Source organism: Cupriavidus sp. 05T42 (genome assembly GCF_056396345.1).
Map to the genome: position 1 here is coordinate 198028 of NZ_JBFTLH010000006.1, position 14039 is coordinate 212066.

Annotated in this window: 9 protein-coding genes; 3 read left to right on the forward strand and 6 right to left on the reverse strand. The window is 67.7% G+C overall.

Annotation, left to right across the window (positions count from 1 at the left end; genetic code table 11):
• Window positions 1-67: 67 nt before the first annotated feature.
• The 6 genes from AC1EJR_RS10580 to trxA all read right to left on the reverse strand — a co-directional run bounded on the left by AC1EJR_RS10580 (window position 68) and on the right by trxA (window position 6602).
• On the reverse strand, window positions 68-1417 hold the full coding sequence (locus AC1EJR_RS10580; RefSeq protein ID WP_092289752.1) for an MATE family efflux transporter: 1350 nt from the start codon (window positions 1415-1417) through the stop codon (window positions 68-70).
• Between the two features lie 82 nt (window positions 1418-1499).
• Entirely contained in the window at window positions 1500-3284 is a 1785-nt protein-coding gene (locus tag AC1EJR_RS10585) for an ArnT family glycosyltransferase (protein ID WP_441590497.1), read from the reverse strand.
• Window positions 3285-3417: 133 nt separating this feature from the next.
• Entirely contained in the window at window positions 3418-3678 is a 261-nt protein-coding gene (locus AC1EJR_RS10590) for a type B 50S ribosomal protein L31 (RefSeq protein WP_092289748.1), read from the reverse strand.
• 195 nt (window positions 3679-3873) lie between these two features.
• Entirely contained in the window at window positions 3874-4725 is an 852-nt protein-coding gene (locus AC1EJR_RS10595; RefSeq protein ID WP_477147034.1) for a M90 family metallopeptidase, read from the reverse strand.
• Window positions 4726-4812: 87 nt separating this feature from the next.
• Complete coding sequence (gene rho / locus AC1EJR_RS10600; protein ID WP_092289745.1) at window positions 4813-6075, reverse strand: transcription termination factor Rho; 1263 nt, start codon at window positions 6073-6075, stop codon at window positions 4813-4815.
• A 188-nt stretch (window positions 6076-6263) separates the two neighbouring features.
• On the reverse strand, window positions 6264-6602 hold the full coding sequence (gene trxA / locus AC1EJR_RS10605; RefSeq protein ID WP_092289743.1) for a thioredoxin TrxA: 339 nt from the start codon (window positions 6600-6602) through the stop codon (window positions 6264-6266).
• A 438-nt stretch (window positions 6603-7040) separates the two neighbouring features.
• Between trxA and AC1EJR_RS10610 the strand changes: the two genes are divergently transcribed.
• The 3 genes from AC1EJR_RS10610 to AC1EJR_RS10620 all read left to right on the forward strand — a co-directional run bounded on the left by AC1EJR_RS10610 (window position 7041) and on the right by AC1EJR_RS10620 (window position 13948).
• Window positions 7041-7319, forward strand: a complete 279-nt coding sequence (locus AC1EJR_RS10610) for a hypothetical protein (RefSeq protein WP_092289741.1) — start codon at window positions 7041-7043, stop codon at window positions 7317-7319.
• Window positions 7320-7457: 138 nt separating this feature from the next.
• Window positions 7458-10391, forward strand: coding sequence for a PD-(D/E)XK nuclease family protein (locus AC1EJR_RS10615; protein WP_477113321.1), 2934 nt, complete (start codon window positions 7458-7460; stop codon window positions 10389-10391).
• Complete coding sequence (locus AC1EJR_RS10620; RefSeq protein ID WP_477147035.1) at window positions 10388-13948, forward strand: UvrD-helicase domain-containing protein; 3561 nt, start codon at window positions 10388-10390, stop codon at window positions 13946-13948. The genes AC1EJR_RS10615 and AC1EJR_RS10620 overlap by 4 nt, the downstream gene beginning before the upstream one ends.
• Window positions 13949-14039 lie beyond the last annotated feature (91 nt).

Genomic DNA, 14039 nt, shown 5'->3' on the forward strand with positions numbered 1-14039 from the left:
CCTGCGCAAGCAGGCATTTTTTTTATCCTTCGCTTCCCGTTATTGCATTGCGTGACCCGCCTTTAAATCATGCGGGTTTGCTCACCCGCATGAAATACCGTACCAGCAGCGTGCCGGCCAAGGCCAGGCTGATACTGTTGCCGAACCAGAAACCGGCGGCGCCGCGTGTCCACTCGGGTAGCGCGTCGATCAAGCCGAATCCCATCACATACCCACTACCCAGCCCCACGCCCCACAGCGATCCTGCGTAGATCAACGTCGGAATCAGGGCGATCTTGTACGCGCGCAGGATGAAGGCGGTCATGACCTGCACCGCGTCAAATGCCTGATAGAACGCGACGAACAGCATCAACGGCAGTGCCTTGGTGACTACAGTCGGATCCTTGGCGTAGGCCTGCAGCAGCGGCTCGCGGAGCAGCCACAGCAGGGCGCCTGTCAGCAGCGCCAGCCCGGCCCCGAAGCGGATGCCGCGCCACGCCAGCCGGCGTGCCCCAGCCAAGTCACGCGCGCCAATCGACTGGGCCACCAGCGTGGACGTGGCAATCGCCAGAGAGAGCGGCATCATGTACGCTACCGCGCTCAGATTGGCGATGATCTGATGCCCGGCCAGCGTCTCGGTACCGAGTCGTGTGATGAAGATCGACATCAGCGTGAACGAGGTGATCTCGATCAGATAGGTCAGCCCCATCGGCACGCCCAGCCGCAGCAGCGGGCGGATCTTGCTCCAGTTTGGCCACTCCCAGCCGGCAAAAAGCGCCAGCGGCCGGTAGGCGGCGCCGGTGCGCAGGATCAGCAGGCCGGCGATGCACCAGGTCCAGCTGATCAGCGTGGAGGCCAGTGCGCAGCCCGGACCGCCCATCGGCGCCAGCCCCAGTCCCCCATGAATGAACCACGCGTTGAGCGGCACCTTCATCGCCAGCCCGGCGATCTGGAGCACCGTCACCATGATCGGCCGCGACAGCGCGTTGTTCAGCGCCATATAGATGCGGAAGCTCAGCGCGGCCGGCAGGCCGAACGCCACGATATGAAGATAGTGCGAGGCCTTCTCGACCAGCTCAGGCGGCGCCTTGGCAAACGTGAGCAGCGGCCCAGGGAACAGCAGCAACAGCATGCCCGGCACGGCCAGTGCCACACCCAGCCACGCGGCCTGGCGCACTTCGCTGCCAATCTCGGCGGTGCGGCCCGCGCCATAGAGTTGGCCGGCGATGGGTGCCAGCGCCTGGAGCACCCCCATCAGGCTGATATAGATGGTGATGTAGATGGAGCCGCCCAGGCCCACGGCGGCGAGGTCGGTAGCGGAGGCGCGCCCGGCCATCACCGTATCGATGACGCCGAAGGCCACCACCGCGAGTTGTCCGACCAGGACGGGCGCGGCGAGGTGGAGGATGCGGCGAATGTCTTGCAGCGCGCTGCTCATTGTTCTTGTCGGAAAGCATGGCGCGCCGGCTCAGTCGTGAGTCCGGCGCGTGAGGGGGGCGAGGGGCGTCCTGCGCGGAGGATTAAGGCTGGCGCGGCAGGCGGCGCGGCACCGTGGGCCGGGGCGGCGCAGCGCGGCCAACATCGACCAGCCGGTACAGGCGGAAGCGCTCGTCCCGGTCCGCAGGCCGGCGGCCTTCCCAGACCAGCCGCCATTCGAAGTGCGAAATGTTGCCGGGCGGGCCGTAATCCACGGCGTCGTGGCGCAGCAGCACGTCGCAGCCGTCATCGGGCCCGCCAAAGCGGATATGGCCGTAATACGAGAACGACGCCAGTTGCGCATTCCCCATGCGGATCGGCTGCACGCAGGTATAGGTCGACGGTAGCGCCATCGAGGCGGCTTGCGCCACATCGCGATAGGTCTTGGCGTAGTTGATGGCGGGCAGCCACAGCGTCATGGCCATCACCCACATCAGCGTCGTGCCGGCGGCCGAGATCACCACCGGGCGCCAGATCTGCTTGGGCGCACGCGACAGCCGCCAACGCACCACCAGTACCCAGGCCAGCGTCACCGCCAGCGCGATCACCACCGCGCTCCAGGTGAACGAGTGCTGGAAGCCCGGAATCAGCCGGTACACGTTGTTGGCGATCTTGGGCGGAAAACCGGTCGTGCGGGCGATCCACATGAACCAGAGGAAGCCGCAGAAGATCGTGAAGAACAGCAGGGCGAACCAGTCGATCGCGTTGATTACGCCACGCGCCAGCGTGGGCAATGCGAAGGCAGCCAGCACGGCCATCGGCGGCAGCAACAGGATGAACTGCACGTCGCCGGGGCTGCGTTGCAGCACCAGCAACAGGAGCAGTGTCGTCAGCATCGACAGCGGCAGCGCTACGTGGGCCGCGCGCCGCATGCCACGCCACGACAACCACGCCCAGACGGCCACCGGCCAGACCGGCCACGCGAACAGGAACAGATTTCGTGCGATGAAGCCGGCCGCGGCCAGTGACGGCCCGCCATAGGTGCGACGGTCGTAGCGGGCCCACTCGCGGATGAAGGTGACAGCCTCGTCGCGGTCGGCCGCGCCCAAGTACACCATCGCCATCCACGCGCCGACGATGGCCAGCGCCAGCGGCAGGCCAATCCCCGCCAGCCACTTCGCGGGCAGCGGCCGGCAGGCCACGGCGGCAAGGGCCGTGGCKAGCAGCAGGGCGGCGGCCAGGATCGGCCCGCTGGACAGGCACAGCGCGCCCAGCCCCACGCCGTACCAGAGGCTGCCCTGCACGGGCTTGTCCAGGCTGCGCACCAGCCCGTACAGCATGAAGGCGATAAAGCAGACCTGGCCGACCTGCGCCGTGGTTTCGTGCCCGCGCATCGCCAGCCCCACGCATGCCAGGAACAGCAGCAGCGCGCCATCGGCCAGCGCACGGCCATAGGAGCGCGCATCGGGCTGGCCGCCGAACGCGAACGCGAACGGCTGCACTTCGTCGCGCCGGCCGAGCAGGTAGGTGGAATACCAGATGAAGGCGCAGGTGCCGAAGTAGAACAGCGCCGTGGCCAGCCGCGACGCGTCCGGGGCGCCGAGCCAGCCGCCAAACAGCCGGATCATGATGCCGCCGAGCCAGAACACCAGCGGGCCGTCCTCGCTGAACGGCCGGCCGGCGATGTTCGGCATCAGCCAGTCCTGTGTACCGCCGGTGGCGAGCTGCCACATCACGCCGAAGCCCGCGGCATCCTCGTTCTTCCACGGATCGCGGCCGAACAGGCCGGCCAGCCCGTAGATGATGCAGATGGCCAGCAGCAGGGCGCGCGGCAGCGCGCCGGTGGCGGCGGCGGTCAGGTGGACGGGAGAGGTCTTGGCTTGACTCATCGGCGGTGAAATCGTAGGCAGCAACAATCGGCTGCACAAAAGCAAAGAGGCAGCCGATGCTGCCTCTTTGTCAGGTCGCGCGCGGCGGGAGCATCTGTTCCCTCGTGCGCGGCATGCTCGCGGCTCCGCGAGATTACTTCTTCATCGTGCTCAGCTTGCTGCCGAACTTCTGACGGAACTTCTCGACGCGGCCGGCCGTGTCCATGATCTTCTGGGTGCCGGTGTAGAACGGGTGCGATTCCGACGACACTTCGATCTTGGCCAGCGGGTAGGTCTTGCCGTCGTGTTCGATCGTGTCCTTGGTCTGGATCGTCGAGCGGGTCACGAACTTGAAGTCGTTCGACACGTCGTGGAACAGGACTTCGCGATAATTCGGGTGAATGCCTTCTTTCATGGTGCTTCCTTTCAGGTTGGGTAGCCAGTCCGCTCATGTCTGCCGCGTGCGTGCATCGGATGACGAATGCTTGCGACGAGCGAACCACTTGCCGATAACGGGCAAACCGGGATTATGCCAGAAAGACAAGCGCTTGGACAACAATACGCGCGCGGCTGTKACCATGTCGTCGGGTGTTCGGAAGTGCATTTTGCGTCATTTTTTGGCCGGGTCCTGACGATAGAACGTGGCCAGCGCTTCGTATAGCGTAGACCAATGCCGGCGCAGGCCTTCGGGCTCCACGAAAAATGCCTCGGACGCCACTGCGAAGAACTCGCTGGGCGCCTCGCATCCGTAGGGGTCGATCACCCGCAGCCGGGGCGGCAGCCGCTCGGGGTGGTTCCATGCACTGTCCGGTACGGCCTCGCAGGCATCGGCGAAGGCATCGTACTGGCTCAGGAACGCCTCGGCCCACTGTTCGGCATCGACGCCCGGATGCAGCACGCGCGAGAAGGGCGGCACGCCGTCGGGCTCGCCGTCGAGCATGTCGAGCTTGTGGGCGAACTCGTGGATCACCACGTTGTAGGTGTCCGCCGGCAGCGCGTGGTCGGAATCGAGCCCGGCGCCGGGCGTGCTCACGTCCTGCCAGGACAGGATGACGGGACCATGCTCCCACGCCTCGCCGCTCGCCTCCTCCTCCACGCCGTGCACCAGCCCGATCTCGTCCTCCACGGTGCGCCGGATCAGGAATTCGCCCGGATACAGCACGATGCCGTGCCAGCCGCGATACCACTCGATACCGAGCTTGAGGATCGGCACGCAAGCCTGCACGGCCACGCTGACCACCATCTMATCGGTCAGCGGCAGGTCGTGGGCAGTCGAATATTCCTTGCCGGCGATGAACAGCGTGGCCAGCTCGCGCAGCGCGGCCTGATCCTCGGCGCCGTAGCGCTGCAGGTAGGGCAGGGCAGCCACGGTGCGCGTCCAGAGGTCGTCCGGAATGGCGTAGTGCTCGAGCTTGCGGGCGCGTGAGCGCGAGCGCAGGTAGCTGGTCAGTTTGCCGAACATGGGCGGAGGGTCGTCGGATCGATTGGCAGAGACAAAAAAGGCGCACCCAAGGGTACGCCTTTCCTGCCTGATGCACTACCGGGGCGGTTAGCCGCCGCGGCGCATCATGTCGAAGAACTCCGCGTTGTTCTTCGTCGGCTTCATCTTGTCGAGGATGAATTCCATCGCCTGCACTTCGTCCATGTCGGAGATGAACTTGCGCAGGATCCAGATCTTCTGGAGGATTTCCGGCTTGATCAGCAGTTCCTCGCGGCGCGTGCCCGACTTGTTCAGGTTGATGGCCGGGTAGACGCGGCGCTCGGCCAGACGGCGCTCGAGGTGCACTTCCATGTTGCCGGTGCCCTTGAACTCTTCGTAGATCACGTCGTCCATGCGGCTGCCTGTTTCGATCAGCGCCGTGGCGATGATGGTCAGCGAACCGCCTTCTTCCAGGTTACGCGCGGCGCCGAAGAAACGCTTCGGGCGTTGCAGGGCGTTGGCGTCCACACCGCCGGTCAGCACCTTGCCGGAGGCCGGCACCACGGTGTTGTAGGCGCGTGCCAGACGGGTGATGGAGTCCAGCAGGATCACCACGTCGCGCTTCAGTTCCACCAGGCGCTTGGCCTTCTCGATGACCATTTCGGCCACCTGCACGTGACGGATGGCCGGTTCGTCGAAGGTCGACGCCACCACCTCGCCGCGCACCGAGCGCATCATTTCCGTAACTTCTTCCGGGCGCTCGTCGATCAGCAGCACGAACAGGTCAGCTTCCGGATGGTTGTTCGCAATCGCATGCGCGATGTGCTGGAGCATCACGGTCTTGCCCGACTTCGGCGAGGCCACCAGCAGCGCGCGCTGGCCACGGCCGATCGGGGCGATCATGTCGATCACGCGGCCGGTGATGTTCTCTTCGGCGCGGATGTCACGTTCGAGCTGGAGCGGCCGGTTCGGATGCAGCGGCGTCAGGTTCTCGAACATGATGCGGTTCTTCACCGCTTCGGGCGCCTGCCCGTTGACCTTGTCCACCTTGACCAGCGCGAAGTAGCGCTCGCCGTCCTTCGGGGTCCGCACTTCACCTTCGATCGAATCGCCGGTATGGAGATTGAAGCGGCGGATCTGCGAAGGGCTGATGTAGATATCGTCCGTGCTGGCCAGGTACGAGGTTTCCGGCGAGCGGAGGAAGCCGAAGCCGTCGGGGAGGACTTCCAGCGTGCCGTCTCCGTAGATGGTTTCGCCCATCTTGGCGCGCTTCTTCAGGATCGCAAACATCAGTTCCTGTTTGCGCATCCGCTGTGCATTGTCGATCTCGAGCGTTGCCGCCATTTCGAGAAGCGCAGACACGTGAAGCGATTTGAGTTCTGTCAGGTGCATAGACGAGGGGTACAGAAGTGGCCCGGACGGGCGAGACCAAAGGGAAGGGGGAAAGAATGAGCGAACGCTCGGGGAAGTTGTTGATGGCATCTTAGCACAATCCGGCCGGCGCGCCAGAGCTGGCGCACGCGAAGCCGGATCATGCGGTGCCGCAGCCAGCCATGCCGGGCTGGCCGCGGGGTCTGGCGTCAGGCCAGGGCCGGGACGTTGTTCTTCAGGAACGCGGTCAGGTCCGACTTGGACAGGGCGCCAACCTTCTGGGCGACAACCTTGCCTTCCTTGAACAGGATCAACGTGGGAATGCCACGGATGCCGAACTTGGCCGGCACCTGCTGGTTCTCATCCACATTGATCTTGGCGATCTGCACCTTGTCGCCGAAATCGCGTGCCACTTCGTCCAGGATCGGGGCGATCATCTTGCACGGACCGCACCACTCGGCCCAGAAGTCCAGCAGGACGGGCTTGTCGGACTGGAGGACGTCGGCGTCGAACGATGCGTCGCTCACATACTTGATTTGTTCGCTCATGGCGTGAAACCTCTGGGGCTCAGTTGATGTTGAAGGCTGACCGCTACCTTACACGAGAATCCGGCGATCGGTTTGCGATGGCGCCGGAGGCAGTCAGGTCAGACAGGTCGTGCCGTTGATGCCGATATGTTACCAGCTTGCCGAATTTCAATACCCCCTCGGAACGGGGTGCCGACAGGGCCGGGGACAGGTGCAATTGTGCCCCTGCGCGGTAATACCTGCTCAACATTGTGTTAATCGCGGCAAGAGAATCGCTCAATCGGCATCGGGTTATCCAGTACTCAAATGGATTATCTTTGTGCCCGGGGAATTCCCCCAATAAGGGTATCCGGCATGACCTGAAAAGCACTTTGAGAATCCTCCCCATGCCGGCCGACCGGCCGCGCGCGTAGAATGATATGGATTGCCAACCCCGCAGGCACCACAAGGCCACCGACCATGACTGCCGATCCCCGCAAGCCCGATCCCGCCGACGATCTGCCCGACACGCCACCGGACGTGGATCACCTGAGCGACGCCCTGGCGCACCTGAACAGCGCGGTGGAGACCAACAGCATTGCCACTGGCGCGGCCCGTGGGCTCGTCTACAGCGTGATGGAGACGCTCGGCACGCTGGTTGGCGATCCGGACCTGCCCGAGCACGCCCGCTCCGGCTACGAAGGGTTGCTCGAAACTGCCCGCGAGTTGCGTGCGCGGCTGGAGCGCGGTGATCACTGACCCGCGCCCGCCCGGGCTGCCGGGCGGCCCCGGCCAACGCCATCGTATTTCCTTGACTGACTACGCCGTGGCGCCCTGGCGCGCCACGGCCCCGTGCCCCCATTTGCGCCTGACCCGACGCGGTCGGGCGCGCCATCCATGACCCGGCTTTCGTTTTCTCCCGGCCCCGCCTTCCTTGAGCAGGCCGCCACCGCGACGTGGTATTTCCTTGACCATTGCGGACCGGCCGCCGCCGGCGCACACGTGGTCGTGCCCACGGCCGCGCAGATTCCGGGTGTCAGGCTGGCGCTCGACGCCGCCGCGCGCACCGCCGGCACGCCCCGGCTGCTGCCGCGCGTGCTGACGCTGGGCCACTGGCTGCTGGACCTCCCGCCCGACCTGGAAGCCGAGCCCAGGCCGGTGCGCAGCCATGCCGCGCGCCTGCTGGCCGTGCAGCAGGCCATCCGCGAACAGGACTGGCTGCGCCGCGCGTTCGGCGCCCAGACCGAGGGCGCCGCCTGGGGGCTGGCGCAAACGCTGCTGTCGATCAGCGACGAACTGAGCGCGCGCTGGCTGGAGGACGCCGCCGTCCGCGACGATGACGATATCGATGGCGAGGATCGCGCCGCGCTGCTCCAGGGCGCGTTGCAACGCACCTATGCGCACCTGTCGGAACAATTTCTTGGTCAGGAGGCGCAGATTGTTCTGGCGTTCTGGCAGATGCTTTCCGGTCCGGACGATCCGCTGCCAGCCCGGCGCCGCGCCCTGCAGCGGCTGGCGCAGCAGGTGGCCGGCCCAGTGGTGTGGATTGGCCCGACGCCGCCCGAACCCGTCGAGGCCCGCTTCCTCGCCCAGGCTGGCGAGCAGGTGCCGACGCTCGAAGTGGGCTACGACTGGTCCGGCGGCGCGCACGATGCCGAGGCCACGCCCGACTGGTACGGCACGCTGCTGGCACTGTGGCCCGAGGCACGGCGGATCGATGCAGTGGCAGACGAAGACGAATCTGATGCGTCAGACGATTCCCTGACCCGTCAGTCGCAAAATGCATTGCCTGATCAGCTCCCCGAACATCGCCCCCGCATCCGCGTGGTMGGCAGCGCGCGCTTCGAGGACGAGGCGACCGCCGCCGCCGACCAACTCGTGCAATGGCTCAACGAAGGCCGCCGCCACGTCGCGCTGGTCGCGCATGACCGCGTGGTGGCCCGCCGGGCCCGCGCGCTGCTCGCCCGCGCTGGGGCGCCGGTCCGCGACGAAACCGGCTGGAAGCTCTCCACCACGCGGGCGGCCGCCGCGCTGATGCGCTGGTTCGACGTCCTGGCGCGCGATGGCGACACCGCCGCGCTGCTCGACCTGCTCAAGAGCCCGTTCTGCCTGCCCGGCTTTGCCCATCGCGGCGGCGCCATCGCGCTGATGGAACGCCAGATTCGCCGCGAAGCCATCACCGGCGGCTGGGCGCGCCTGCGTCATCTGTTTGCCGAGCGGCGCGCCAACGCCACGCTGGTCGATGCCGAGACGATGGACGCCGACGAGGCCCAGCAAGCCACCTGCGCCGGCGCGCGCGCGTTGATCGCCACGCTGGCCGACGAGGCCGCCGCGTGGCCGCGCGGCCTGGCGCAGAAGCCCCTGACGGTCTGGCTGGCGCGGCTCGACGCCACGCTGGACGCGCTCGATATGCGCACGCCCCTCGCCGCCGACGACGCCGGCCGGCAGATGCTCGACGCCCTCGCGCGGCTGGCCGAGTTGCCCGACGACGAGACCGGCGCCCACGCCACGCTGAGCCAGCAGGAATTCCGCGCGATGCTGTCCGCCTTGCTCGAATCGGTGGCGTACAAGGAGCCGTCCGCGCAGAGTTCGTCCCGCATCACGATCCTGCCGCTGAACGGCGCGCGCATGCGGCGCTTCGACGGCGTGGTGATCGTCGGCTGCGACGATGCGCAACTGCCGTCCAGCGCCGCCGAACTGATGTTCTTCTCGAACCAGATGCGCCGCGAACTGGCGCTCGAAGACCGCGAGGCGCGCTTCGCCCAGCAGGCGCGCGATCTGGCCGAAGTGCTATTGAATAACGACGACGTGGTGATGACCTGGCAGCGCTTCGGGGGGCGGGGCGAGCCGCACCACGTGTCGGGCTGGATCGAGCGACTGTCGGCGTGCTGCGCGCGCGCCGGGGCGCCGATCGAGGCCAACATCGCCCCGCGCCTGCACGACACCTTCGCCCAGCCCGGCTATATGCCGGTGCCGACCGCCCCCGAGCGCGTGCCCGCCCGCTGGAGCGCGCAGGCGTACAACATGCTGCGGCGCTGCCCGTACCAGTTCTTCGCCGCGCGGATGCTCGGGCTGGCCGGTCTTGAGGCGGTAAATGACGACCTAGAGAAGCGCGATATCGGCAATCTGCTACACCGCGTGCTGCTGCAATACCACGCCGAAATCGCCGAAGCCGACGAACAGGACGCCGCGCGGCGGCTGGCCCGGCTGCGCCAGATTTCCGACACCGTGTTTGGCGCGCTGATGGCCGAGGACGGCAACGCCATCGGCTACTACCGCCGCTGGCTGGAGGTGCTGCCGTCCTATATCGACTGGCAGGCCGCGCGTGAGGCCGAGGGCTGGCTGTGGCGCGCCGGCGAATTCGACGTGAGCGTGGATGTGGCGATGCCGGACGGCTTGCCGCTGCGGCTGGCGGGCCGCATCGACCGGCTCGACAAGGGCCCGGATGGCGCGCACGCGGTGCTCGACTACAAGACGCAGCCGGCCAGCCGCCTGCGCCGCAAGGCCGGCGATGCCGAGGAAGACTGCCAGCTGCCGTTCTACGGCCTGCTGCGCGCCGATGCAGTGGCGGGAAGCTGGGTCGCGCTGGAAGGCGTGAAGCACGGCGGGAAAGACAGCGCCGCCGCCGCGCAGCGCGAAGTGGAACTGCCCGACTTCGCCGCCGCCGTCACGTGGCTGGAGCGCCAGCTGCGCCACGATGTGGGCCGCCTGCGTACCGGCGCTAAGTTGCCGGCCTTCGGTGACGCCGCCGCCTGTACCTATTGCGAAGCCCGCGGCCTGTGCCGCAAGGGCTTCTGGGAATCCACCGCCTTGCCAGATCTGCAGTCATGACCGACGTCCACGCCTACCTTCGCGATGGGCACCCCATCGAAGAGGCCGATTTCACGCGCGCCGCCTGCGACCCCGCCCGCTCGGTGGTGGTGGAGGCGTGCGCCGGCAGCGGCAAGACCTGGCTGCTGGTGGCGCGGCTGGTGCGCTTGCTGCTGGCCGGTGCCGCCCCGCACGAGATTCTGGCGATCACCTTCACGCGCAAGGCCGCCGAGGAGATGCGCGAGCGCCTGCTGGAAGTGCTCTCGCAACTGGCCAGCGGCACCGACGCCGAGGTGCTGGCCGCCCTGACCATGCGTGGCCTGACCCCGGACGCCGCCCGGGCCGCGCTGCCGCGTGCGCGCGGGCTGCACGCGAAGGTGCTCGCCTCGCCGGGGCGCATKGCCATCGACACCTTCCACGGCTGGTTCGGCACGCTGCTGCGTGGCGCACCGCTGGCCTCCGGCATCGTGCCGGGCGCATCGCTGCGGGAAGACGCCCTGCGCATGAAGCGGGAAGCCTGGGCGCCGTTCTGGCGTGCGTTGGCCCAGCCCCAATTCGCCGAATTGCGGGCATCGTACGAACAACTGGTCGATGCCATCGGCGACTTCCAGGCGCGCAGCCTGCTGGACCGCATGTTCCACGCGCGCAGCGAATGGTTTGCGATGCGCGAGGCTGGCGACCCGGCGACGATGCTCGCGGAACACCTCGGCGACGATGCCACGGCGGACGTACTGGTGGAGGCGCTCTGCGAGGGCGAATGGCTCGACGACTGCACGGCCCTCGCAAAACTGCTAGGGCAGGGCGGCAAGACCGAGCACGGCCATGCTGCCCGGATGATCGACGGCCTGACCGCCATCCGCACCTGGCGCGAGGCGGGCGGCGCGCCCGGCGACGCCGCCGCGCAAGCCTTCCACCGCCTGCGATCGGCGTTCTTCACGGCGGCGGGCGAGCCACGTGCGATGCGTCGCACCACGGCGCTGGTCAAGGCCGCGGGCGGCGAGTCCGCCGTGGACGATCTGCTAGCCCGCCATGCCGAACACTGCGCCCGGCTCGACGAGATCGCCGCGCGCCGCTGCGAGGCCGCCGTGCTGGCCATCAACCTCGCGCTGTACCAACTCGGCGATGCCCTGCTCGAGCGCTACCAGCGCTACAAGAACGACCAGCGCGCGATGGATTTTGCGGATCTCGAATGGCTCGCCGCCCGGCTGATGGCCGACGAGGAGACCGCCACCTACCTCCAGGTGCGGCTGGACGCGCGCTACAAGCACCTGTTGCTCGACGAGTTCCAGGACACCAATCCGCTCCAGTGGCGGATCCTGCAGGGCTGGCTGGCCGGCTACCAGGGCCTGGGCGAGAAGCCGACTGTCTTCCTGGTGGGCGATCCAAAGCAGTCGATCTACCGTTTCCGTCGCGCCGACGCCCGCCTGTTCGGCGCGGCGAGCGCCATGCTGCAGGCCGATTTCGGCGCCACCGTACTGCGGACCAATCGCACGCGGCGTAACCGTCCGGAGGTGCTCGACTGGGTCAACGCCGTGTTCGACCATGCGCGCGCCGAGGGCCGCTATCCGCTGTACGAGACCCAGACCACGGCGCTGCGCGAGCCCGGCGGGCCGGTCTGGCTGCTGCCGCTGGTCGAGGAGCCGGCTGAGGACGAAGCCGAGGTTCCGGCTGACGCCCCATCCCACCGCKACACGCTGACCCAGCCGCGCACGCGGCAGGGCGATTCGCTGCGCTACGAAGAAGGCCGGCGCGTGGCCGCCTGGCTGCACCATGTGCGCGACCACGTGCCCGTGCGGGAAGGCGACACCACGCGGCCTGCCTGCTGGCGGGACATGCACCTGCTGGTGCGCCGCAAGACCCATCTGGCCGATTACGAGCGCGCGCTGCGCGAGGCCGGCATCCCGTGCCTGAGTCCGCGCCGGGGCGGCCTGCTGGCGACGCTGGAGGCGCTCGACATCTCCGCGCTGCTCGCCTTCCTGATGACGCCGGAGTCCGACCTCGACCTCGCGCACGTGCTCAAGAGCCCACTGGTGGGCGCCACCGACGATGACCTGCTGCTGCTGGCCGGCCTGGAAGGCGAGGGCGGCTGGTGGGCGCGCATCCACGCGGTGGGCGTGCCGCCCGAATGTTCCGATGCGCTACGTGGCGGCGTGGCCCGGCTGCGCGCCTGGCTCGCGCTGGCGCCACAGCGACCCGTGCATGACCTGATCGACCATATCTATGATGCGGGCKAGGTGCGCCGCCGCTACGCCGAGGCCGCGCCAGCCGCCATCCGCGAGCAGGTGCTGGCCAATCTCGACGCCTTCCTGAAGCTGTCGCTGGACCTCGATGGCGGTCGTTATCCGAGCTTGCCGAAGTTTATCGACGAGTTGCAGGAAATTCGGCGCGGCGACGAGGACGAGAGCCCCGACGAGGGCGGCATGGGCGAAGGCGTGGAGGACGGCGAGGCGGAGCCGGAAGATGACGGCGAAAGCCAGCTTGATGCGGTGCATATCCTGACCGTTCACGCCGCCAAGGGGCTCGAGGCCCCCTTCGTGGTGCTGCTCGACGCGAACCACAGCGACCCGGCGGCGGACCGCGGAGGCATTCTGGTTGACTGGCCGCCTGAGTCGCCGGTGCCCCGGCATTTCTCGGCCTACGGCAAGCGCAGCGAGCGCGGCCGGGCCCGCCAGCCCCTGTTCGAGGCCGAAGCGGCGCTGGCCGAGCGCGAGAACTGGAATCTGCTCTATGTGGCGATGACGCGCGCCCAACAGGGTTTGCTGGTGAGCGGCGTGAAGGGCCGTGCGAGCAAGGCCGAGAAAGAGGGCGCGGCGGCCGAGATCGCGGGTAGCTGGTACGTGCGACTGGCGGCGGCAGGCGTGGGCGAAGCGGTGGACGGCTACCCGGAAACCGAAGCTGCCCCAGGCGATGCCGCGCTGACGCCAGTGAGCGAGCGCGTGCGCTACGCGGACTTCCGCCTGCGCTATCGCGACGCGGCGCCACTCCCGCAAATTGACGAATTCGATGAGTTCGACGACAAAGACCAGGAAGAAACGGTGGTGTTCGACGCCGCAGCGGCGGCCCATGGCGAACTGGTCCACGCCTTGCTGGAACGGGTGACGCGCTATCCGGAAGCCTTCGGCGCCTTGCCGGACGTGCCCACGGTCATGCGCTGGTTCCCGCTGACCGGCGCCGGGGCGCCGCAGGCGCGCGAACGCTGGCAGGCCCAGGCCGAAGCGGCCGTGGCCGACGTCCGCACGATGCTGACCGCACCGGCGCTGCGCCMGCTGTTCTTCCCCGAAGCGGCGCTATCGTCGCGCAACGAGGTGGAACTGTACGACGGGCGCGGCCGGCTGCTGCGGATCGACCGACTCGTGGAATTCACCGACCGCGTGGTCGTGATCGACTACAAACTGCGTTTGCTGCCGCAGGAACATGCCGCCTATGGCGCCCAACTCGCGCGCTACGTGGCGGCAGTGGGGCCGATGTTCCCCGGCAAGCGCATCGAGGCCGGCGTGGCCACGGCGGCCGGGGAGTGGATCGACGCGGGCAGTTTGCGCGCGCCGGTTCCGGCAATGCAGCAGGGGTCGTTGTTCTGAGCGATTGGGGGCATGCGCCCCCAATCGAAAAATGGGAGCAGAATAGGCGGCATTGCAGGGCGTTGCCGACGCTKTTGCCTGATTGTGCGGG

What these genes read in the sequence shown, in the direction of transcription:
- AC1EJR_RS10580 (WP_092289752.1), bottom strand. Translation starts at nt 1,417, where the DNA reads ATGAGCAGCGCGCTGCAAGACATTCGCCGCATCCTCCACCTCGCCGCG.
- AC1EJR_RS10590 (WP_092289748.1), bottom strand. Translation starts at nt 3,678, where the DNA reads ATGAAAGAAGGCATTCACCCGAATTATCGCGAAGTCCTGTTCCACGAC.
- rho (WP_092289745.1), bottom strand. Translation starts at nt 6,075, where the DNA reads ATGCACCTGACAGAACTCAAATCGCTTCACGTGTCTGCGCTTCTCGAA.
- trxA (WP_092289743.1), bottom strand. Translation starts at nt 6,602, where the DNA reads ATGAGCGAACAAATCAAGTATGTGAGCGACGCATCGTTCGACGCCGAC.
- AC1EJR_RS10610 (WP_092289741.1), top strand. Translation starts at nt 7,041, where the DNA reads ATGACTGCCGATCCCCGCAAGCCCGATCCCGCCGACGATCTGCCCGAC.